Source organism: Paraburkholderia phenoliruptrix (assembly GCF_902859825.1).
GTDB lineage: Bacteria > Pseudomonadota > Gammaproteobacteria > Burkholderiales > Burkholderiaceae > Paraburkholderia > Paraburkholderia phenoliruptrix.
Genome location: NZ_CADIKB010000011.1, coordinates 140,096 through 162,323, shown reverse-complemented (window position 1 = coordinate 162,323; position 22,228 = coordinate 140,096). Strand labels below are relative to the sequence as shown.

Genomic DNA, 22,228 nt, shown 5'->3' with positions numbered 1-22,228 from the left:
GACAAACATTCGAAAAAATCACGTTTATCCAGGGATGTGCCTCATACGCGAGCCCAGAACTTCGAGCTGAACGGCACATACCGGTGCACGCCCGGACAAACTGCCGGGCGGAAAGCGGCAACGCAGAGATCAGGCCGACGCGGTCTTCTTCACGAACGCGCTCACCACGGCTTCGAGTTCCCTGGTGATGGAAGTCATCACGCCTGCCACGACGGCGAACTCGCGGCCCGTCACATTCGTGCGGCTCGCCACGATCTGACCGTTGAAGGACACGATATGCGCTTCCTTTGCGATCGACTTGATGCGGTCGATCAGTTGCTGCTGTTCCTTCTTCTGCACGCGCGCAATTCGCCGGCTTTCCTGTTCGTAGACCGCTGTCACGCTATGCAGGTCGCTCAGCAGCGGATCGGCTGAAGCGATCAGCGCGAGCACGGCGTCATCGGCTCGGGCCGAGTCGCGCGCAATCGCGTCGAGCGCCGCCGACGCCAGGGCGATGAAATCGGCGATTTTGTTCGCGACGGTACCCCTGCCGTCGCGCGTATCGTTCTCCTTCCCATGGAAGGCCTCGCGCAGCGCCGGCGAAAAGAGCCCAGGCAAACCGTCGCGGCCTTGCATGAGCGCCGCATGACTGTCCGCGAAGGTACGCAAGGTGTCCTGAGCAATGGCGAGTGCGCCGTCGCTGTGGCGCAGCGCGAGCATCGCCTTGAAAACGATGCGCTGCGAAAGCATGCGTTGACGCCCGGCCATGTTGATCAACGAGCTCAATACTTCGTTGGACACGCCGTCCGCTTCCGCTGCATCGGACTTCGTTGTCTGAAACCGTTCTAGTGTTGTGAGCATAGCTACTTCTGAAGACCCGATCGGCGCGGCTGCGCCGGCACGCTTGTCGTTGCGCGCCGGAGCAGCCGTCGATGCACCGCGTTATTGCCTCGCACTCAGCATGACATACGGGCGCGTTGCGTCATTCGGTTGCATGAGCGTGCAGAGCGGCCGATTGCATCGACCACGCCATCCACGGCCGGCGCAGCGCAACGATTGCGAGGAACGCGCAGGCAGCGAGCGCACCGAAAGTCGCAAAGCCCATCTGATACGACCCGGTGCTTTCCTTCGCGATGCCCATCACCACCGGCAGATAAAAGCCGCCGATCCCGCCCGCTGCACCGACGATGCCCGACATCAAGCCGGTTCGGCCAGCCCAGCGATGCGGCACGAGCTGGAACGTCGCACCATTGCCGAGCCCGAACGCCACATACAGGCACACCAGCAACGCAATGCCGCCGGCGAGCGTCGGCATGAGCGCGGCGAAGACGAAGTCGGCGAGCGAGATCGTTGCGAGCAGCACGGTGAGTGCGCGCACGCCGGATACCTTGTCGGCAATCAGGCCGCCGAGCGGACGCACCAGCGCGCCGGTTGCCGCAAGCAGCGCCATGAAAAGGCCCGCGTCGATTTTGGAAAGCTGATAGAGGTTGGTGAGCAGCAGCGAAACATACGAGGACATGCCGACGAAACCGCCGAACGTGATGCTATAGACGAGCATGATGACCCACGTATCGCGCTCCGCCAGCACCGCGCGATAGCGCTTGGGCAGCACCGCAATTGCGAGCAGCGCGCCGATGACGGGCAACAGCAGCACGCCCGTCTTGCCCGCGCCGAAAATGCCTGCTTCGACGAGCAGCACGAGCACGATCAGACCGACGAGCGTCACGACGAAACTGCCGAACGCGCGCAGCACGCTGCCGGTTTTCACGCCCGAGTCGTTGGCCCAGAAATAGAGTGTGATCGCAGCGATCGCGAGCAACGGCAGTGCGCCGCCCGTCGCCATCTGCCAGCCGTAGTGCGTGGCGAGTTGCGGGAACAGGAAGCCGTCCAGCACTGCACCGATGTTGCCCGCGGCGGCAAGGCCCAGCACGAGGCCTTGCACTTTCGGCGGATAGTTGCTGCCCGCCATCGGCAAAGCAACCGCGAAACTCGCCCCGCCGACGCCGAGGAACACGCCGAGCACCAGCAACAGCGTGTACGACGGCACGAACGGCAGCACCGGCAGTACGATGGTCGGCACGGCCGAGAGCAGCACGCCGAGCAGCGCGATGCGCTTGCCGTGGGCCGACTGATAGAGGTTGCCGAGCGTCACGCGCAGAATCGCCGCCGAGAGAACCGGTACGGCGACGAGCAGGCCCTGCTGCGCAGGCGTCATGGAAATGCTTTTGCTGATGAACGGCGCAAGCGGGCCGTACAGCACCCACACGGTGAAGCCGGTGTCGAAATAGAGGAAACACGCCACCAACGCGCGCCAGTCGCCGCTCTTAAGCGAGCTCATCACGTTTTTCATCAGACATCCTAATTAAACTGATTTTCGATCGACCGGCTCACCGCATGCCGCATCCCGCACGGCACACCGGAACGATCACAATGTTTGACCCCGCGCTGTCAATGCAACGTGTATGCCACGGGGGCCGCTATTGATGCCGAACTGCGTGCTTCTGAAGCCTGAAACCACTGATGCATGCGGACCGCGCCGAATACTTCCGCATCGCTTTTATCCGTCCAGCTATTTCGGAAACCGAAACGATTTTTCACTTCATGTCTTTGCACCGGCGGCGCGAACCACGAGGTCCCTGGACAGCGTGCGGGCCGTCGCCCCCGTCGCCTCCCAAAGCGGCGCGGAAAACGAAAACGGCGCCCCACGGGCTCAGTCGCTGACTGAATCCGGGGACGCCGTTGTCCTTAACCTGGTGTTACGGCAAGCGCTTTGTGTGCGCTCGCGGCGGATCGCCGTTGATCCGATGGCGGGGTTCAATGCAAAGGCCATGCCAATCATGCTTCCTACGCCTCTCAGCCCGACGGCGCGGGGCTTCGCGCGCAAACGCGCCCGTTTGCGCCCGGCCCGTTGCGCGACGCATTTCGAGGCAATCCGGCACAGCGATGGTGCGACGCAGCACTTCGCCCGTGCCAAAAGCGGGCGCATGCGTCGCGCGGCCTGCTTCCTGCCATGCGGCAAGCGCTGGCGGAGCTATACCCGGCAAAGCCTCCTGGCACGCGCGGCCAGCGCGTGCCGGGGGCCTCATAGCGCCGGCTCGTCATTTAGTGCAATCGCCTGGTCTGGTCCTTGCGTAAGCATGGCGCGCATCGAGTCGCCGCTCCATGCAACGCGGCACGAGCGGCGACTGAACCGCCGTGCGAGACGCAAAGCAGCGCCTCGCACGGCTTCGAGCACCTGGCACTGGAGCAACATCGGACAACGGCGTCCCCTCGTGGTGATCACGAGTGGACGCCGTTTTTGTTTGCACGCCGGCGCCCCGTCAAGGCGCCGGCCACACGGAAGATTAAAGGACATCGCTATGAACACGAACTCCGGCAAGGTCACTTTACTGAGCGCCGGCCCGGGCGAACTCGACCTGCTCACGCTGCGCGCCGTGAAAGCGCTCGCAGTCGCGGACGTCGTGCTGCTCGACGACCTGGCGAACCCCGAGATCGTGAGCCTCGCTCCGCAAGCGCGCGTGATCCGTGTCGGCAAACGCGGCGGCTGCCGCTCGACCCCACAAGCATTTATCGAGCGCCTGATGCGCCGTTACGCGCAGAAAGGGCTGCACGTGGTGCGCGTGAAAGGCGGCGAGGCGCTGCTCTTCGGCCGCGCCGGCGAAGAGCTCGCGAGCCTGCGCGAAGCCGGCATTGCGGTGGAGATCGTCAACGGTATTTCGTCAGGCTTTGCAGCTGCGGCGGCCCTCGGCATTTCGCTCACGCATCGCCGTCATTGTCATGGCGTGACTTTCGTCACCGCGCATACCGAGGATCACGGCGAACCCGACTGGGCCGCGCTCGCGGCGACGCGCACCACACTCGCCATCTATATGGGGATGCGGCGTATCGGCAGCCTCGCCGCCGCGTTGCTCGAAAGCCTGCCTGGCCATACCCCTGCCGCGGTCGTGCAGTGGGCCGGCAGCATCCACGAGCGGCGCCTGCTCACGCGTCTCGAGCGTCTCGCGGCCGATGCCGCCGACGCCGGCTTCGGCAGTCCCGCCGTGATTCTGGTGGGCGATGCGATCGGCGAAAGCGTGCAAGCGCTGTGGGTGCAAGACGCGGCCTCGTGCGACGACGCGGCGTCCGCGCGTGCAGCTTAAAGCGCCAAAAACGTGAGGGAAACGTAGAAAGCAGGTAAAGCAGGAGAAGCGCAGCCGTAGATCAACCCCAGCGGCCCCAGCGCGCAGTCTAATCGCCGAAGCCGAGTTCCGCTTCCACGCTCTGCCCGACGCGCAGCCACGCGCCTGCCCCGCTCGTCACCAGTGCGTTGTTGCCGAACGTGATCGCGCCGTCTCGCTGCGGGTTCGCGCGATAGACGCTCATCGTGTCGGTCGGTTCGTTCGGCCATTCGGGGTGACGCTCGCCCTTCGCCTGATCGATGGTCGGCATCGGGCAGCGCGCGCACAGCTTCACGAGGCGCAGCTCGATGCGCGGCTCGGACGCCTCTGTGCCGTCGATGCCGAGCGTTTCCACGTAGTCTTCTTCATAGGCGTCGAGCCCGTTCAGCACAATGTTCGGGCGGAACCGGTCGATCGGAATGGACGGCGCGCCCTTCGCGTTCAGGCGCGTGTTCAGATCGTCGAGCGAAGCCTGCCCGATCACGAGCAGCGGAAAGCCGTCCGCGAAACAGGTAGCGGCGCCCCCGACGCTGTGTGTGTAAGCCGGATCGACAATGCGCTCGCGTTCGGGATCGAAACGCAACAGCCGCACCGGCAGGCCCAGAAACGCCGAAAACCACGCGGCGCACGCCTCGCCGGTATCGAGCCCGTAGGCCGCGTCGCGCCAGACCCTGGTCGCCACCTTGACCGGTGTGCCCAGCTGCGCGGCATCGAGCGGCGTGCGCAGCTCGCTCATGCCGGGCGCGCGGATCACCAGGTCGTGCGCCGCAATCTCCACCTTGATCAATGCCATGCGCGGATGCGCGCGCTGCGTGAGCATCTCGCCGTTCGAGTCGACGGCCATCCAGTAACGATCGTATTCGAGCCCGGTGGCCAAGAGCCGCGCTTCGTTCAGCGCGACGCCCGCGCAGGATTTGATCGGATAGACGAAAAGCTCGCTGATGGTCGGCATGATGTGGGTCGCAGAGTTCTTGTGTGATAGGGGTGGATTGTAAATCGGCAGCGCGGCGCTTCCCACGGACCATGCTCGCACGGTCCGCGCAAACCCTCGCAAACCCTTGCTAGTTCGGCCGTTTCGTCCGGCCGCGCTTGGACGTAAAATTCCACGGATCGGCACCGGCATCGCAAATGCTGCTGTAGAAGCTTTCCCCACGCCTTCCTACCACGAACCAGACAGGACACTGATTATGCTGAGCAAACCCGTGTTGACCGTTGCGGAAACGACCCGCATTCTCGAAGCCGCGCGAGCGGAAGCCGAGAAGAACAAGTGGGCCGTCGCGATCGTCGTGGTTGATGACGGCGGGCACCCGCTCGGCATGCTGCGGCTCGACGGCAGCGCGCCTTCGAGCGCCTACATCGCGACCGAAAAAGCCCGCACTTCGGCGCTCGGCCGCCGCGAAACCAAGGTATATGAGGACATGATCAACAATGGCCGCACCGCGTTCCTCAGCGCGCCGCTCTCGGGTACGCTCGAAGGCGGCGTGCCGGTGATCGCGGAAGGTCAGGTGGTCGGCGCGGTCGGCGTGTCGGGCGTGAAGTCCGATCAGGACGCGCAGATCGCGAAGGCCGGCATTGCCGCGCTCGGCCTCTGAGTGAGCCAGCGCGCCGGCCGTTGCCCGCGCGTCACGCATGCCGTCGTGACGGCGCGGCCAGTGGACCCGCTTAAGCAACCCGTAAAGTAGCGTCCCAGTAGTAGCCCCAACGCGGGCCGATACCCACGTCGGCCCCATTCAGACAGATGGAGCAGTCGATGACTCAGATGAACCCGCGCGGCGGACTGCAGGTCGCCGCCAATCTCGACCAGTTCGTTGAAACGGAAGCCCTGCCCGGCACCGGAATCGACAGCGCCGCATTCTGGTCGGGTTTCGACGCCCTCGTGCACGAGCTGGCGCCCAAAAACCGTGCGCTCCTCGCCGAGCGCGACCGCCTGCAAACGGAGCTGGACGCCTGGCATCGCGCCAATCCGGGGCCGGTGCGCGACCTGCGCGCCTATCGTGCGTTTCTTGAGGGCATCGGCTATATCGTGCCCGCGCCCGCCAGCGTGAAGGCGACCACCGCGAACGTCGACACGGAAATCGCCGAACAGGCCGGCCCGCAGTTGGTGGTGCCGCTGTCGAATCAGCGCTATGCGCTCAATGCGGCGAACGCGCGGTGGGGCAGCCTCTACGACGCGCTGTACGGCACCGACGCGATTCCCGACACGGAGGGCGCCGAACGGCAGAAGACCTTCAACCCGGTGCGCGGCGCCGCCGTTATCGCCTATGCCCGCAAGTTCCTCGATGAGGCCGCGCCGCTCGCGAGCGGCTCGCATGCGGATGCGACGCGTTACAGCGTGCAGAAGGGCAAGCTCGTCGTCGCGTTGAAAAACGGCGCGAGCGAACTGAAGACGCCCGCGCAGTTCATCGGCTATCAGGGCGATGCGAGCGCGCCCTCGGCAGTGCTACTGAAGCACAACGGCCTGCACGTCGAGATCCAGATCGATGCGAACGACCCGATCGGCAAGACCGACGCCGCGCAGGTGAAGGACGTGGTGGTGGAGGCGGCGGTGAGCACCATCATCGACTGTGAAGACTCCGTGGCGGCCGTGGATGCAGACGACAAGGTCCAGCTCTATCGCAACTGGCTCGGGCTGATGAACGGCGATCTGACGGAAGAGGTCACGAAAAACGGCAAGACCTTCACGCGCCGTCTGAACGCGGATCGCGAATACATCGGCGCAGACGGCAAGACGCCGGTCACGCTGCATGGGCGCTCGCTCCTTTTCATCCGGAACGTCGGCCACCTGATGACCAATCCGGCCGTGCTGACGAAAGACGGCGCGGAGATTCCCGAAGGGATTCTCGATGCAGTGATCACCACGCTGTGCGCGCTGCACGATCGCAAGAACAAGCTCAATTCGCGCACCGGCTCCATCTATATCGTGAAGCCGAAAATGCACGGCCCGGCCGAAGTGGCGTTCGCGAGCGAGCTGTTTGCGCGCGTCGAAGACCTGCTCAAGCTGCCGCGCAACACGATCAAGATGGGCATCATGGACGAGGAGCGCCGCACGAGCGTGAACCTGCTCGCGTGTATCGCGGAGGCCGCGGAGCGCGTCGCGTTCATCAACACGGGCTTTCTCGATCGCACCGGCGACGAGATGCATAGCGCGATGGAAGCTGGCCCGATGATGCGCAAGGGCGACATGAAGTCGAGCACGTGGATTGCGGCCTATGAGCGCAGCAATGTGCTCGTCGGCTTGCACGCCGGGCTGCGCGGCCGCTCGCAGATCGGCAAGGGCATGTGGGCCATGCCCGATCTGATGCACGCCATGCTCGAACAGAAGATCGGCCATCCGAAGGCCGGCGCGAACACCGCGTGGGTGCCCTCGCCCACCGCCGCGACGCTGCATGCGCTGCACTATCACCAGGTCGACGTGCAGGCGGTTCAGCAGGAACTGGAGCGCACGGAGTACGCGAAGGTGCGCGACGAGCTGCTGGACGGTCTGCTGACCATTCCCGTCGTCGAAACCGCGAAGTGGAGCGCCGACGAAATTCGCGCCGAGCTCGACAACAACGCGCAAGGCATTCTCGGCTACGTGGTGCGCTGGATCGACCAGGGCGTGGGCTGCTCGAAGGTGCCGGATATTCACGACGTCGGCCTGATGGAAGACCGCGCGACGCTGCGTATCTCGAGCCAGCACATCGCCAACTGGCTGTATCACGGCGTGGTGACGCGCGAGCAGGTCGAAGAGACCTTCAGGCGCATGGCGAAAGTGGTCGATCAGCAGAATGCCGCCGATCCCTTCTACAAGCCGATGGCGCCGGGTTTCGACACCATCGCGTTCAAGGCCGCGCAGGCGCTAGTGTTCGAAGGACGCCAGCAGCCGAGCGGCTACACGGAACCGTTGCTGCACAAGTTCCGTCTCGCGGTGAAGAAAGGCTGAGCGTGAGGTTCAGCCGCGATTCGAACGGGCTAGCAGTTCGAATCGCGGCGAAAAAGACCGGTGGCAAGACGGGCGGCGTTCGTCAGGCGGCTTCAGCCGTGTACTGCGGCGCGAGACCTTCTCCGTTTGCCTGCGCGTTTGCGTGCATATAAGCCTGCAAATACGCTTCGAATTCGTCCTTCACTTCCGGATGGCGCAGCGCGAATTCCACCGTTGCCTTCAGATAACCGAGCTTGCTGCCGCAATCGAAACGCGTGCCGAAGTAACGATAGGCCAGCACCTGTTCTTCGGTGAGCAGAGACTCGACTGCATCGGTCAACTGCAACTCGCCGCCGGCACCCGGTTTCAATGCACGAATGTGCTTGAAGATGGTCGGCATCAGCACATAGCGCCCGACCACGCCGAGGTTCGACGGAGCCTTGTCCGGCGCGGGTTTTTCGACGATGCCCGAGAGCTTGATCACGTTGTCTTCCCACTCGCGGCCGTCCACGACGCCATAAGAACGGCTGTCTTCACGCGCGATGGTTTCCACGCCGATAACCGAGCTGTGGTAGTGATTGAAGGTATCGACAAGCTGGCTCATGACCGGCTTCGTGCTGTGCAGCAGGTCGTCCGCGAGAATCACTGCGAATGGGCTCTGACCCACCAGCTTTTCGGCGCACAGCACCGCATGGCCAAGGCCCAGCGCTTCGGCCTGGCGAACATAGAAACAGTCGACATTCGCGGGCTTGATGCTGCGCACCAGATCGAGCAGCTTCTGCTTGTTGCGCGCTTCGAGCTCGGCCTCGATCTCATACGACTTGTCGAAGTGATCTTCAATCGCGCGCTTGCTGCGGCCTGTCACGAAGATCATTTCGGTGATGCCGGCAGCAATGGCCTCTTCCACCGCGTACTGAATCAGCGGCTTGTCGACGATAGGCAGCATTTCCTTCGGGCTCGCCTTGGTAGCCGGCAGGAATCGTGTCCCGAGGCCTGCTACGGGAAACACGGCTTTGGTGACTTTCAGCATGGTAGGCATTCCCAGATCGGTTAGAAATTGGTTCGCGGGCGTAACGGCCGCTCGACGTCGCCGGAAAGGCTAACAAAAAAGCCACGCGAGATCACGCGTGAAATTTCTTAAACGGTGCTTGATAAAGCCGGTGCACATCGAATTTCGTTTTGCATAATATGAAAGCCAGCAAGATTTACGTTTCGCCAGCGTTTCGGACTGGGCGATTCCGAAATATTTACCTTCGCACAGGGCTTGCTTAGCGCACCGGGAACGAGGCAAAAAGCGGCTCGCCGCAGCACCCGTTACGAGCGTGCTTCTTCGTTTTCGTCGAGCTGCGGCAGCTTCCCCGGATGGATTCTGAAACGGCGGATCGGCTCATTGCGCAGCGCTTCCCGGTAGGCGGAGGCGGCGACGAGAATCAGCAGCACGGCGAGGCCGGCAAGCAAATGCAGGTTCATGATTTCATCTCTCATCAGGAGAATCCGTACCGCGAAATTAGCACGACAAAAGCGGCAAATAATTATTCGAGATGCCTTGTCATTCGCAATTACAATTCGTCACAAAATGGCCTCTTTAATAGAAATATTGGCCGATTTTTTTATCCATTTTTTGTGCGCGCGGTGCACTAGCATGTGATGCACCGCGCGCGCACGGCGCGCGAATCCGCCTCGCATGACTTCGAATAAAGGACCGCGCATGAGCGATTCAGCACTGGATGCCGCCGGCTCACCCCTGCCTCTTTCCGCCACTCCTTCTCCCGTTTTGCCTCCCCCTGTGCCGCCCACCGCGGGCGTCGCTGTGCGCCGCGCACAGAGCGAGATCCGCGCCGACGCCGCCGCCAAGGAACATGTGATCGACGCAATGCGAGGCTTCGCCGCGCTGCTCGTCGCGTATTTCCATTGCCGCCAGATCGAATGGGTCGGCATGCAAGCATTCCATCAGGCTGCCGGACATACGTTCAACCTCGATACGCTCGCCGCCTATCTGACGTTCCCGATCGCGTGGGGCTCGGCCGGGGTGCCGATATTTTTCGTGATCAGCGGCTACTGCATTCATCGCAGCGCCGCCTTGCGGCTCGCCGGCAATCCGGCTTACCGGCTCGATGCCGCGAACTTCTGGGCGCGCCGTTTCGCCCGCATTTATCCGGTGCTGCTTGCGGCATTGCTGCTGACGCTCGCACTTGACTCGGTGAGCCTCAACATGCCGCCCGTCAGCCACAAGATTCGCGAAATCGGCATCGGTGCTTTTCTCGTCAATCTGTTTTCGCTGCAAGGCGTGGCCGGCAAAACCTATGGTTCGAACGGCGCGCTCTGGACACTCTCGCTCGAGGTGCAGTTCTATGCGATCTATCCGCTGCTGTTCGCGCTGCGCCGGCGCATCGGCATGACCTCCGTGCTCGCGGTCGTCGCCGTCGTCAACGTCGTGTCCGCGTATGTGCTCGAACGGCACGACATCCAGTTCTTCACGTCATACTGGTTTTCGTGGACGCTCGGGGCATGGATCGCCGACGCCAAAGCGCACAGTGCACGGCAAACCCGCTCGTCGTCGTGGCTCTACGTGTTCGCCGCGGCCTTCATCGCGCTCGGCTGCGCGGCCTTTCATTTCGGTCAGTACGGCGCCTTCCAGTTGTGGGCGCTCGGCTTTGCGTTCTATCTGTACAGGGCGCTCGAGCGCGGCAACGGCAACGGGCGCGACGGCTGGATCATGCGGATACTGTCGCGCTTCGGCGACTTCAGCTTCTCGCTGTATCTGATCCATTTGCCGATTTTCGTGCTGCTTTCGTCGCTGCTGTTCCGCTCGTCGCTGCAGATATCGATCTGGCCGTCGTTCGGCTATATGCTGGTCGCCGTGCCGGCCGCCTACGTGTTCTACCGCCTCGTCGAATTGCCGGCGATGAACTGGTCGGCCAGCCTCAAGCCGAAAACGAAAAGCGCATTGCAGCAATCGTGATTGAAAAAAGCGGAGCGAAGTCCGGCGAGTGTCTCGCTGACTTAGGCTCCGCTCAGCCGACTGGCCGTCGATGTCAAACCTTGACTTGCCTTGCCCTGCCCGGCACTTCCGGCACTTCCGGCGCTTCCGGCATACCGGGCACAATCTCCTCCTCAGCGTGACGCGCGGGCCACCTTTGCTCAGCTCGCCACGCGCCTCAGAATCCGCTCGACGCTCCCGACATAGGTGTCGGTACCAAAACGGCTCAGCGCCGTCTTATAACCGTTTTTGACGAGCCTCGCGCGCAGTTCGTCGTTCGAGCGCAACTCGGCCAACGCGTCGGTCAACGCATGTGCATCGCCGGGCGTGCACAGCATGCCGTTCTCGTAGTCGTCGACGATCTCCAGCACGCCGCCCGCGCGCGCGGCCACCACGGGCCGCTGCGCGAGCATGCCCTCGACGATCACGCGGCCGAACGGCTCGGGCGTAATCGACGTGTGCACCACCGCATCGACGGCGCACATGCAGGCCGGAATATCATGCTGGAAGCCGAGAAAATGCACGCGGTCGCCGAGCTTGTGGGCGGCGACGAAGGCATGCAGCTCGATCTCGTACTGGTCCTCGCCGAAGAGCGGCGCACCGACCAGCACCGCATGCATGTGCGGGTTGAGCACCATCGCCTCCAGCAGCACATGCTGGCCCTTCCAGCGCGCGAGGCGGCTGAACGAGCCGACGAGAAACGCATCCGCCGGCAGCTTCAAACGCTCGCGCAGCGTGGCTTGCGGCACCTCGCGCAAGGCGTCGAACGGAGCCGCTGAAATACCGTTGAAGACGACGTCGATGCGCTTGTCGTCGAAATGCGTGAGTTCGGCGAAGGCACGCGCGGAGGCGGCCGAATTCGCAATCACATGCGTGAGCCCGAGGCGCGCGCACCATTTGATGATGGCGAGCTGCTTGCCGCCGAAATGTTCAGGACTCACGATATCGCGCAGATGCCATACCACCGGCCGCTTTGCGAGCTTGCCGGCCACCGCGCCGATCACCATTGCGCGCTGCGTATTGGCATAGATCACCTGCGCGCTGCGCGCGCGTTTGGCCGTCGCGCGAACGAGCGACAGCAAACCTTTGAGCGCCGCACCCTTCGGCAACGAACCGCCCTGCTTGCGCACGCTGCGCAGTGCACCTGCGTCGAGCACTTCCACGCTCACGCCGGCTTTGTCGAGTGCCGTGCGAAACGGGCCGTCGTCGAACAGAATGACTTCGATGCGCGAACGCAGCGCCTTGACGATTTCGAGCAGCGAGAGTTCAGCGCCGCCCAGCACACCGCTCTGGTCGACTGCGAGAATGCGCGGCGCGCTCGCGGCAGGCTCGGCGCGATAGGGTAAGTACGGCGGCAAGGTCGCATTGCGCAGCGCGGGCACCGCCGCGCGCACGTGCGCGAAAAAACGTTCGCGGAAGTTCGCCGCCGAAAATCGCTCGGCATTGGCGCGGCAATCCAGAGGCGAAAAGCGCTTGACTTGATCGTCGAACCGCTCCACTGCGGCGATGATCGAATCCACGCTTTGCTCGTCGAAGAACATGCCGGTGGGACGCGGCTCGGACAGATCGCGCACCGTTTCGAGCGCCCCGCCCTTGCCGTATGCAATGACCGGCGTGCCGCAGGCCTGCGCCTCGACCACCGAAATGCCGAAGTCTTCTTCGGCGGCGAACACGAAAGCCTTCGCGCGGCTCATGCGGTCCTTCAACACGTTGAACGGCTGATAACCCAGGATCTCGACATTCGGCCCGGCCTTCGCCCGGATCTTGTGCATGTCGGGACCGTCGCCGATCACGACGAGCTTGCGCCCGGGCATCCGCGCAAACGCCTCGACAATCAGATCGATCTTCTTGTACGGCACCATGCGCGAGGCCGTCAGATAGAAGTCGTCCTTCTGCGTGCAGAGCGTGAAAGCGTCCACGTCGACGGGCGGAAAGATCACCTGCGCATCGCGCTGATACACCTTCTTGATGCGCCGCGCGATGAACTCCGAGTTTGCGACAAAGCCGTCCACGGAGTTCGACGTGCGGATGTCCCAGTTGCGGATGTAATGCAGGATCAGCCGCGCCAACGCGGACTTGAGTCCGCGCGTCAGCCTCGACTGCTGCAGATACTGATGCTGCAAATCCCACGCATAACGAATCGGCGAATGCACGTAGCTGATATGCACCTGGTCCGGACCGGTGAGAATGCCCTTCGCCACCGCGTGGCTGCTCGAAATCACCACGTCGTAAGCGGATACGTCCAGTTGCTCGATGGCGAGCGGCATCAGCGGCAGGTAAGTCCGATATTTGCTGCGCGCGAGCGGCAGATTCTGAATAAACGACGTGGTCACGGGCTTGCCGCGTAGAAAGCTGCGGTCGTCGAGAAAGTCGACGAGGCTGAACAGGTCCGCATCCGGAAAGCATGCAACGATCTGCTCGAGCACTTTCTCCGCGCCGGCGTAGGTGACGAGCCAGTCGTGCACGATGGCGATGCGCAGCGCCTTTTCGCTGCGTGCGGCGGCGCGCAGCGGCGGCACCTCTACTGCAGGAACGGTGGTGAGTTCGGCCAGTGCGCTGCGCGTCGGCGGTTGCAGCACTGCTTCTTCAAGGACTTCGTGGTTCATGCGCTTTTCCTCGGATTCAGTCGCAACAGCAGTGAACGCGCTAGATCGCGCAATGCGGGAGTCATCGTGATAGACCAGACGATGTTGGCGCCGACCATCAGCACGCCGGCAACGATCGCCATGGCGAGGCCGGAAAGGAAGCTCGCGAGCCAGAGGCTCGTCAGCAGAAATGCGAGGTGCGCCAGCATGTCGAGCGCGATCTGTCGGGCCCGTATCGCGGAGAGCCGCAGCAGGATCACGTAGTCGAAAAGTGCGCGGCCGGCCACCGCGAGCGCCGCGCCGGTCAGTCCGAAGTGCGCGATGCCGAACCACAATGCCCCTGCAAACAGGGGCAATTCGAAGAGGCCGACGCGGGCGGCCGTCGCCGGATTGACCTGCGACTGGATCAGAATGCGCGTCACGTTGGCCTGCCCCACGAGCCAGACCGCGATGATCATGATGCGTCCCACGGGCGCGGCCACCGTGGCGATTTCATTGCCCACCCACACATGCAGGAACGGTTCGAGCGCGAGCATCGCGACGAGGCCAACGGGCGTGAATATGCCGTTGAGAAATTCGAGCGACTGTTGCGTGATGGTGTCGGCGTCCGCGCGGCCTACCGCGGAAAGCCTCGGAAACAAGGTGCGCACCATCGCAGTGGGCACGATGTTCAGGCGCGTGACGAGGTTTTGCGGCACCGTGTAGTACGTGACGAAGCGCGCGCCGAGACCCGTGCCGAGCATCACGCGGTCGAGCGATTCGGCGACCATGTTGGTGACGCTCGCAATCAGCATCCAGCCGCCGAAATTAAAGAGGCCCTTTGCCACACCGAGTTGAGGCGGCCGGATGCTGCGTATGTCCAGCACCTTCAGCGCCGAACGGCCCAGCAGGATCGCGGCGAGAAGCCGGGCGCACACCGCTGCCGCAAGCACGTTCTGCAAGTTCGCACCGAGCCACAGCGCCGCGCCGAGCGGCAGCAACTGGAACAGGAAGGTGCCGATTGTCTGATTCGTGTTGTAGACGCCGAACCGCTCGGCGCCATTGATCGCGCCGGCGAATACCCACGAGACGTTCGCAAGCGGAATCGCCACGGCGAGCCACGGCAGCGCCCGATAGACCTCATGCTGCAGCTCGGGCGACACCTTCGTGAAATACGCGGTGTAGAGGAACGCGCCGAAATAGATGATCAGCCCGCCGATCACACCGGTTGCGAGATTGAGCCACGTCGCGCTCCAGAACACGCGCGCGCTTTCGTCCTTGTCGCCCGAGGCGCGCGCCTTGGAAATGTGGTTCTGCGCGGCCATGCTCATGCCGAGATCGAGAATGCCGAAGTAGCCGATCAGCGTCCACACAAGACTGATGACGCCGTAGCGCTCGACGCCCAGCAGCTTGATATACGACGGCACGGTCACGAGCGAGACGAAGGTCGGCAGCACGAGGCCGAAGAAATTGATCGCTACGTTCTTGAGAATGCCTTTGTCCATCGGATGCCCTGGGTTCGACTACGATTGCCGGTGTGGTTTTTCATGCTGTTCCTGCCGCGCGGCGACGAGCGCCGCGGGCTTGCCGTGCGCGCTGCGTCATGGTTTCCAGCGGTACATGAGCACCTTGCCGCGCGCGTCTTCCTCGACGAATACGAGGTACTCGCCGTTGCTTCGCTTTGCCGCGCTGATGCCGTTCGGCACGTCGACCCAGCCGGACGCGCGGCCCACTTCAGGACCGGGCCGGATCACGCCGACTTCGCGGCCGTTGTCCTTGTCCCACACATGCACCGCGCCCACCGGCTCGACGCCGAAAATGTATTGCCCTTCGACCGTCACGCCGATAATCGTTGCGATGGGCTTGCTCTGCGTCTGCCATGGCAACGCGATCGAATAGCGCTGCACCGGTTTGCCGCTCGACCATTTGTCGTAGCGCGTGAGCACACGGCCCACTTCCTTCCAGAAACCGCGGTCGCCGGGCGCCTCGGGCGTATAGCCGGCCACATAGAGCGTATCGGTATCAGGCTCGTAGATCGCGCGATGCAGCTCGGCAAAAGGTTGCGGCACCGGGTACTGCGCGATGTCCGAATACGAATAGACAGGGTTGCCTTTCGCATCGAGTCCGCCGAAGCGAAAGCGGTAGATGCCCTTCGTATCGCGTGTGCGCCAGATGTCGCCGGCTGTATCGACCCACCAGCCCCACCCGCCAGCGAGCCTGGTGCCGCTCGTGTTGAGCGCGAACTCGTCCGGGTTGAATTTGCCGTCGCCGTTGGCGTCGCGCCAGATCCAGTCGCCGCCGGGCGGTGCGTTCGGCACCTGGGCCACCGCCCGCTCGCGGCCCGCGATCAAGCCCGACGGAATCGCCGTTTCACCGTCATGTTGCGGATCGAAGCGATAGATCTTCAGATGATCCGCGTACATGTCCGTCAGATACAGGAACGTGTGTCCTTTCAGCTTGCGGGCGATCGGCAAGCCCGGGTACTGGTCGGTGTGAAAAACAGGGTCGTCCGGATACCTGAATCGATTAGACAGGAATCCGACATATTTCCAGTCCTGCCCGGCCGGCTTCGACAAATCGAGTTCGAAGCGCTTGTTGCCGGTATACACGCTGTCTGGGCGCGCCGGATCGATCCACGCGCCGTCGACAAAAAGCAGCCCCTCCACAAGCCAGTTGCGCTTGCCGTCGGGCGCGTAGCTTTCGAGCGTCGCACCGAGGCCCGCCCCGATCGGCTCGTAGCGCGGCCCGATGCCATTGGTCGACACATAGACATTCCCGCGCGCATCCACGCCCACGCCGGTCAGTCCGTTGAACCGCTGCGGCCCCGGCTTTCCCGCGACGCCGCTGAAAATGCCGCCCCGCTCGCCGAGCGAACCGGATTGCTCGTAGCGGCCGCCGTTCCTGCTGAAGAACAGCACCTGCTGACGGGGCCCGTTATCGGCAATGAGAACACGGCCTTTCGCATCCACGGCGATGTCCACCGCGAGCGTATCGGCAGGCAGCTCGAAGTTCTCGTCAATGCGTTTTCCGCCTGACGTGTAGTGCTCTACATGCGGCGCGTGGTCGTTGCGCGTGCCGCTCAGCACCCACAGAGTGCCGTCGGGCGCCAACGCGAGGCGCCCAGGCTCGCGCACGCTCCACGTGGCTTTCTGTTGCATCGATTCCGCGTCATACACCTCAATGCGATCGCGCGCCGTGTTGGCTGCATAGAGCGTCGTGTCGCTCGCCGCGAGTCCGCCGATCTCGGCGCTCGTGCCGGTGGGCACTTCGTTCATCATCAGGAAGCCGGCTGCGAGTTGCGCATGCGCATCCGCACGCTTCGCCGCGGGCTGAAACGGCGCGGCCTGTTTCGGATCGGCGATCTGCCGGCGCGAAATGCCGAACCATTGCTTGCCTTTTTCCGGCCACACGCCCTGCTCGACAAGGCGGCCCTTCTCGTTGCCGACCGCAATCGCCACGAACACATACTTGCGATTGATCGCGATGGCATTGCCCCCGCTGTTGCCCCAGCCGTGCGTGCCGCCCGCGAAGCCGAGCATCTTGCCGTTCTGATAGACGCTCGCCTCCGCACCGCTCTCGTCCCACGGTGCATTCGTGTAGACCTTGCCGTCGGGCGCCACCGCGACTGCCGTGATGTTGATCTGCGTCCACGTGCCGTCGCCGAAACCGAATGTATTGCCGATCCACGACGTTTTCGCGTCCAACACCGTTTCTGCGCGCGCGCCGACACCGACCGATAAAGCGGCCAGGCCGAGGGCGCACGCGAATACCGCGAAACGGCTTTTGAACATGAAGCGGGGCAAGATAGGTCCTCCAGTCGATGCGGATCGATGCCCGGTTAAAACGCTGGTGCTGAAACGCAGATGCTGAGACGCGCGCACGCGCGGTCCTTGGCCGCCCAATCCGCACGGCTCACATTACGCGTAAAAAACGCCGCGACGAAAATCGAAAATAATTCAAAAATATTCGATATTTTTGAATGCGCCGAATAAATCAATTTAAAAATAGATTAAAAGAAAATTTGCCCGTTGCGTGGTATATGAGGCCCAGGCTCGCCACCCGGAAGTTTCTCTGTTCAGGCCGGCAAAACCCATGCTCCGGCAAATTCGCGCGATGGTTTCACGCCGGCGCCATGCCCGCGCGTGAAGCACGAAATCCACGTGCCAATGCTTAACGAAACACCCTGTTGCAATCTGATTCATTTATCTATTTCATTCGCATTTTCTGGCGATTTTCTTTTGCCTAGAATCGACTGCAATCCTGGTCGCGGCCAGTGCGGCGCGACCTGCCTCGTTTGATGCCTTGCGGCTCTTTCGCTTCACACCATGGACGGTTCATGACTGCCAGCGCCCTGCCCACTGCGCCTTCTCATTCACGCCGCATCGTGCAGCTCGACGGCTTGCGCGCGATCGCCGTGCTCGCCGTGTTCGCGCAGCACGCATTGAAAGCGCCGTTGTGGATGGGCGTCGATCTGTTTTTTGTGTTGAGCGGCTTTCTGATCACCGGCATCCTGCTCGAGCGCAAGGCCCAGCGGCAGTCGTACTTCGGCTACTTCTACGCGCGCCGTGCGCGGCGCATCCTGCCGCCGTATCTGCTGTTGATGGCGGTGTCGTCGGTCCTGTTCGGTTTCGGCTGGGCGCAGCACTGGCAGTGGTATGCGTTCTTCGCCACCAATATCGGCGATGCGCTCAATCAGAGCGGCCACGACAGCTTGAACGTGCTGTGGTCGCTCGCCGTCGAAGAGCAGTTCTATATTGTCTGGCCGTTCGTCATTCTGCTCGTGCCCGAGCGCGTGCTCGCGTGGGTCGCCGGTGCGTTGATTCTGCTCGTGCCCGTGCTGCGCGCCGTGGCCACGCCGTGGTTCGACTCATTCTGGCCGATTTATTACCTCACGCCGTTTCGCATGGATCTGCTCGCGGCAGGCGCGTTGCTCGCGGTCGCCGTGCGGCGCGATCGCAACGCGCTCGAGCCGTTCAGGGGCGCCGCGGTGCTGGGTGTCGTCGCCGCGCTTGTGATGCTGGCGTGGCTGCATCTGCACTTTCCGCGGTTTCGCGCGGCCAATACGCCGCTGTCGAACGCGGGGCTTTATAGCATTTCGTTGGTGCTTTGCACGTCTGTCGTGGTCATCGCCCTGCAAAGCCGGGGCATCGTCAAACGGCTGCTGTGCAATCCGGTGCTGGTCTACATCGGCACGATCAGCTACACGATCTATCTGATTCACCTGAGCGTGCTGTATGCGCTGTGGCCGCTCGGGATGAGCCGTTATGCCACGGCGGCCCTCGCGCTCGCGATCACGATCGCTTATGCGAGCCTCACATGGTTCGCGTTTGAAAAGCGTCTGATCTTCGGTTCGCGCGACCAACGGCAGCCGCACCCGCACCCGGCTGCCGGCGCGGCTGCAAGCGTGCCCGGCACCGCGCGGCAAGTGCCGCAAAGCCGCGCATGAGAGGCCGTGCATGGCCCGCCGCGGCGGCAATGCTCGCGTCGCTCATCGCGTCCGGGACCGAGGCGAGCGGCTCGACAACTGCGGCCGATGCCGCAGCACAAACAGTCGAGCCCGAAGTCCTGATCGACGCCTACGGCGACTCGACGACGCTCGGGATCTCCTGCAGCGAAGGCCATTGCGCACCACAAGCGCAAAACGCCGTGGCCTTCCTGCAGGACGCGTTGCAGATGCATCACGGCAAGCGCGTGCGCGTCGTCAACTATGGCGTGGGCGGCACGATGGCCGTGCAATTGCGCGACGGCACCGGCAATCGCCGCGCCGGGCCCACCGCCGGTTTGCCGTGGCGGGAAAGGCTCGCGGCATCGCCCGCGCAGATCGTGCTTATCAACTACGGCATCAACGAGGTGATGCAGAACCAGACGCCCGGGCAGTTCTACGCAGCGCAAACCACGCTCGTCCAGACCGCTCGGTCGCTCGGCAAGGAGCCTGTGCTCGAGACGTCGAATCCGATGCCGGATAACCGGCTCAACGCGCGGCTCGCGGCGATGGTCGCGATGACGCGCCGTGTCGCCGCCGAGCAGCACGTGCCGCTCGTCGACCAGTTCGCGTACATCAGCACTTTGCCGGACTGGAAGACGCTGATGTCCGACGGCGCGCACCCCAAGCCGGGTTTGTACAGGCTGAAGGCCGAGCAGGATTTTCAGGTCGTCGAACCTTTGGTGCGGCGGCTCCTCGACGGCACGCTCTGAGGTGCTCTTTTTTCTTTTACCCATCATCGAAGGCAAGCTATGAGCCAACCACGCAAAGCGATCATCACCGGTGTGTCGGGACAGGACGGCGCCTATCTGACGAGGCTGCTGCTCGACAAGGGCTATCACGTGACCGGTACTTACCGGCGCACGAGTTCCGTGAATTTCTGGCGCATGCGCGAGCTGGGCGTGCTCGACCATCCGAATCTGCGTCTCGTCGAGCACGATCTGACCGATCTCGGCTCGACGCTGCGTCTGCTCGAAGGCGCACAGGCCGACGAGTTGTATAACCTCGCCGCGCAAAGCTTCGTGGGCGTGTCGTTCGACCAGCCGGCGACCACTGCCGAGGTCACCGGTATCGGCGCACTGAACCTGCTGGAAGGCATTCGCATTCTCAGCCCCACAACGCGCTACTACCAGGCGTCGACGTCGGAAATGTTCGGCCTCGTGCAAGCGGTGCCGCAGCGCGAGGACACGCCCTTCTATCCGCGCAGCCCGTATGGCGTCGCCAAGCTCTTCGCGCATTGGTCGACGATCAACTATCGCGAGTCGTATGGCCTCTTTGCGAGCAGCGGCATTCTGTTCAATCACGAATCGCCGCTGCGAGGCCGCGAATTCGTCACGCGCAAGATCACCGACAGCGTCGCGAAGATCAAACTCGGCAAACAGGACGTGCTGGAGCTCGGCAATCTGGGCGCGAAGCGCGACTGGGGCTTCGCGCTCGAATACGTGGAAGGCATGTGGCGCATGCTGCAAGCCAATGAGCCCGACACCTTCGTGCTCGCGACCGGCCGCACTGAAACGGTCCGCGATTTCGTGCGCATGGCGTTCGCCGCGGCGGGCTACCAGTTGGAGTGGTCGGGCAAGGAAGAGCGCGAGACCGGCATCGACGTGGCCACCGGCAAGACCCTTGTGCGCGTGAATCCGAAGTTCTACCGGCCGGCCGAAGTGGACCTGTTGATCGGCTGTGCGGACAAGGCGCGCGAGAAGCTCGGCTGGGAGCCGCGAACCAGTCTCGAACAGCTGTGCCACATGATGGTTCATGCAGATCTCGGCCGCAATCAGCATCACGAGACGTTCTGAGCACCTGCCGCTTGTGCGCCTGCATGGCGGATGATGCGGGCCAAAGCGGCTGTTGTACGCTCAAACGTCGACGCAAGAATTAGCGCAAAAAAAAAGCGCCGGCTCTCTGCTACAGGAGCCGGCGCTTTTTTCGTTCGTTATGCCAGGCTTCAGTGCACCCCGCCCGCGGCGATCGCCTCGCTATACACCGAAGCGACGCGCTTTGCGATCACCGAATTATCGAAGTGCTCACGCGCATAGCGGCGGCAGGCGTCGGCCTCAGGCAGCTTCAGTGTGCCGCTCAGCGCGCCGGCAAGGCCCGCCGCAATGGCTTGCGCGCCCGTCTCCGGCAGCACGAGATCGGGCGAGAGCCCTGCCACCGCTTCCGGCAGGCCGCCGACCGGCGTGACCAGCACCGGCGTGCCCGACGCGAGCGATTCGACGGTAATGAGGCCGAAGCCTTCCAGCGCCACCGTCGGCACCACGCTGATATTCGCCGCGCGGTACAAGGTCGCGAGATGCTGGTCGGGCACGAAGCCGAGCAGCTTCACATTGTCCTGCAGGCCGGCCTCGTCGATGCGCGCCTGCAATTCGTCCGCGAGGCGGCCTTTGCCCGCGATCAGCAGCAGCACGTCCGGATGCTTCGGCTTGAGCAGCTTGACCGCGTCGATCAGATCTTCCAGCCCCATGCGCCGTACGAGGCGCCGCACCGCCAGCACGATCGGCCGGTCCTGCGGGAGTTGCAGTTTCAGGCGCGCCTCGGCGGGCGTGATGGGCAGGTTGAACTGCTCGACGTCGACGCAACCGGGCACCACGCGCACGCGCTCCGGCGAGATGCGATAACGCGAAGTCAGAATCTTGCCGAAGGCCTCGGACAAGACGATGAGCCGCGACGAGCGCGCATAGACCGACTGTTCGAGATAGCGCTTCGCGCGCTGGCCGAGCGAATCGGCGCCTTCGACGTGGCTTTCGTCGGCCCATGGTCCCTGAAAATGCGAGACTTGCGGAATGCCGCGCGTCACGTCGAGCCCGGGAAACGTGTACAGCGCGAAGTGCGACGAAATCACGTCGGGACGCGAGAGGCGGATTTCCTCGCGCAGCGCGCGGCGTGCTGCCATCAGGCGCAATGGCAGCGATTGCCCGGCGGAGCCGAAACCGTTGATTGCGCCGCCCGTGTCGGCGGCCACCTTCGGCGAGCCGGCGACGACGCCGCGCACCGCCACGCCCGCGCCCGGCAGCGCGCCGACCAGCGAGTAATACATGCGGTCGAGGCCGCCCGCCCGCTCGGGGAACCAGTGCATCCCGATCTGCAGCGATTTGATTGAGCTCGTCGTCATTGTCATTGCCCCTTCTCTGTTCCGTGAGGTATTTGGTGAATGGTGGTGGCCGG

The 22,228-nt window shown here is 63.4% G+C and carries 16 protein-coding genes; 7 read left to right on the top strand and 9 right to left on the bottom strand.

What is annotated here, in order from left to right:
- Nucleotides 1-129 precede the first annotated feature (129 nt).
- Nucleotides 130-840: a type IV pili methyl-accepting chemotaxis transducer N-terminal domain-containing protein gene (locus HV711_RS14435; RefSeq protein ID WP_035482571.1), complete on the bottom strand. Its 711-nt coding sequence runs from the start codon at nucleotides 838-840 to the stop codon at nucleotides 130-132.
- Between the two features lie 121 nt (nucleotides 841-961).
- Nucleotides 962-2,329 carry an MFS transporter gene (locus tag HV711_RS14430; RefSeq protein WP_035482573.1) on the bottom strand — a complete coding sequence of 456 codons (1,368 nt, stop codon included), beginning with the start codon at nucleotides 2,327-2,329 and terminating at the stop codon, nucleotides 962-964.
- 1,009 nt (nucleotides 2,330-3,338) lie between these two features.
- On the opposite strand from HV711_RS14430, the gene cobA reads away from it, so the two are divergent.
- Entirely contained in the window at nucleotides 3,339-4,118 is a 780-nt protein-coding gene (cobA, locus tag HV711_RS14425; protein WP_035482575.1) for a uroporphyrinogen-III C-methyltransferase, read from the top strand.
- A gap of 88 nt (nucleotides 4,119-4,206) precedes the next feature.
- Here the strand turns inward: cobA and HV711_RS14420 are convergent, their stop codons facing one another.
- On the bottom strand, nucleotides 4,207-5,088 hold the full coding sequence (locus HV711_RS14420) for an MOSC domain-containing protein (protein WP_035482576.1): 882 nt from the start codon (nucleotides 5,086-5,088) through the stop codon (nucleotides 4,207-4,209).
- Between the two features lie 235 nt (nucleotides 5,089-5,323).
- Between HV711_RS14420 and HV711_RS14415 the strand changes: the two genes are divergently transcribed.
- Both HV711_RS14415 and HV711_RS14410 read left to right on the top strand, forming a co-directional pair.
- Entirely contained in the window at nucleotides 5,324-5,728 is a 405-nt protein-coding gene (locus HV711_RS14415) for a heme-binding protein (protein WP_013588304.1), read from the top strand.
- A 158-nt stretch (nucleotides 5,729-5,886) separates the two neighbouring features.
- Nucleotides 5,887-8,058 carry a malate synthase G gene (locus tag HV711_RS14410; RefSeq protein WP_035482577.1) on the top strand — a complete coding sequence of 724 codons (2,172 nt, stop codon included), beginning with the start codon at nucleotides 5,887-5,889 and terminating at the stop codon, nucleotides 8,056-8,058.
- Between the two features lie 82 nt (nucleotides 8,059-8,140).
- Here the strand turns inward: HV711_RS14410 and galU are convergent, their stop codons facing one another.
- Entirely contained in the window at nucleotides 8,141-9,067 is a 927-nt protein-coding gene (gene galU, locus HV711_RS14405; protein ID WP_051224440.1) for a UTP--glucose-1-phosphate uridylyltransferase GalU, read from the bottom strand.
- Between the two features lie 284 nt (nucleotides 9,068-9,351).
- A complete protein-coding gene (locus HV711_RS14400) occupies nucleotides 9,352-9,522 on the bottom strand; it encodes a hypothetical protein (protein WP_156946671.1) in 171 nt (56 codons plus the stop codon).
- A gap of 223 nt (nucleotides 9,523-9,745) precedes the next feature.
- Here HV711_RS14400 and HV711_RS14395 point away from each other — a divergent pair, with 223 nt between their 5' ends.
- Entirely contained in the window at nucleotides 9,746-10,999 is a 1,254-nt protein-coding gene (locus tag HV711_RS14395) for an acyltransferase family protein (protein WP_035482578.1), read from the top strand.
- Between the two features lie 179 nt (nucleotides 11,000-11,178).
- Here HV711_RS14395 and HV711_RS14390 read toward each other — a convergent pair whose 3' ends face one another.
- From HV711_RS14390 to HV711_RS14380, 3 genes are all read right to left on the bottom strand, one after another.
- A complete protein-coding gene (locus tag HV711_RS14390) occupies nucleotides 11,179-13,623 on the bottom strand; it encodes a glycosyltransferase family 4 protein (RefSeq protein WP_035482579.1) in 2,445 nt (814 codons plus the stop codon).
- Entirely contained in the window at nucleotides 13,620-15,086 is a 1,467-nt protein-coding gene (locus HV711_RS14385) for a flippase (RefSeq protein WP_028363137.1), read from the bottom strand. Before HV711_RS14385 ends, HV711_RS14390 begins: the two co-directional genes overlap by 4 nt.
- 96 nt (nucleotides 15,087-15,182) lie before the next feature.
- The gene (locus tag HV711_RS14380; protein WP_035482581.1) at nucleotides 15,183-17,384 is read right to left on the bottom strand and encodes an NHL repeat-containing protein; all 2,202 of its coding nucleotides are present in this window, start codon (nucleotides 17,382-17,384) and stop codon (nucleotides 15,183-15,185) included.
- A 533-nt stretch (nucleotides 17,385-17,917) separates the two neighbouring features.
- Between HV711_RS14380 and HV711_RS14375 the strand changes: the two genes are divergently transcribed.
- Genes HV711_RS14375 through gmd form a run of 3 tightly spaced genes read left to right on the top strand, consistent with a single transcriptional unit; the run spans nucleotide 17,918 to nucleotide 20,859 of the window.
- Complete coding sequence (locus HV711_RS14375) at nucleotides 17,918-19,027, top strand: acyltransferase family protein (protein ID WP_035482584.1); 1,110 nt, start codon at nucleotides 17,918-17,920, stop codon at nucleotides 19,025-19,027.
- Nucleotides 19,024-19,776 (top strand): SGNH/GDSL hydrolase family protein, encoded by a 753-nt coding sequence (locus HV711_RS14370; protein ID WP_035482586.1) that lies wholly within the window; start codon nucleotides 19,024-19,026, stop codon nucleotides 19,774-19,776. The genes HV711_RS14375 and HV711_RS14370 overlap by 4 nt, the downstream gene beginning before the upstream one ends.
- 39 nt (nucleotides 19,777-19,815) lie before the next feature.
- Nucleotides 19,816-20,859, top strand: coding sequence for a GDP-mannose 4,6-dehydratase (gene gmd / locus HV711_RS14365; RefSeq protein ID WP_015002582.1), 1,044 nt, complete (start codon nucleotides 19,816-19,818; stop codon nucleotides 20,857-20,859).
- A gap of 149 nt (nucleotides 20,860-21,008) precedes the next feature.
- On the opposite strand, the gene HV711_RS14360 is transcribed toward gmd, so the two are convergent.
- Nucleotides 21,009-22,175, bottom strand: a complete 1,167-nt coding sequence (locus HV711_RS14360) for a glycosyltransferase family 4 protein (RefSeq protein WP_035482588.1) — start codon at nucleotides 22,173-22,175, stop codon at nucleotides 21,009-21,011.
- Nucleotides 22,176-22,228: the final 53 nt, after the last annotated feature.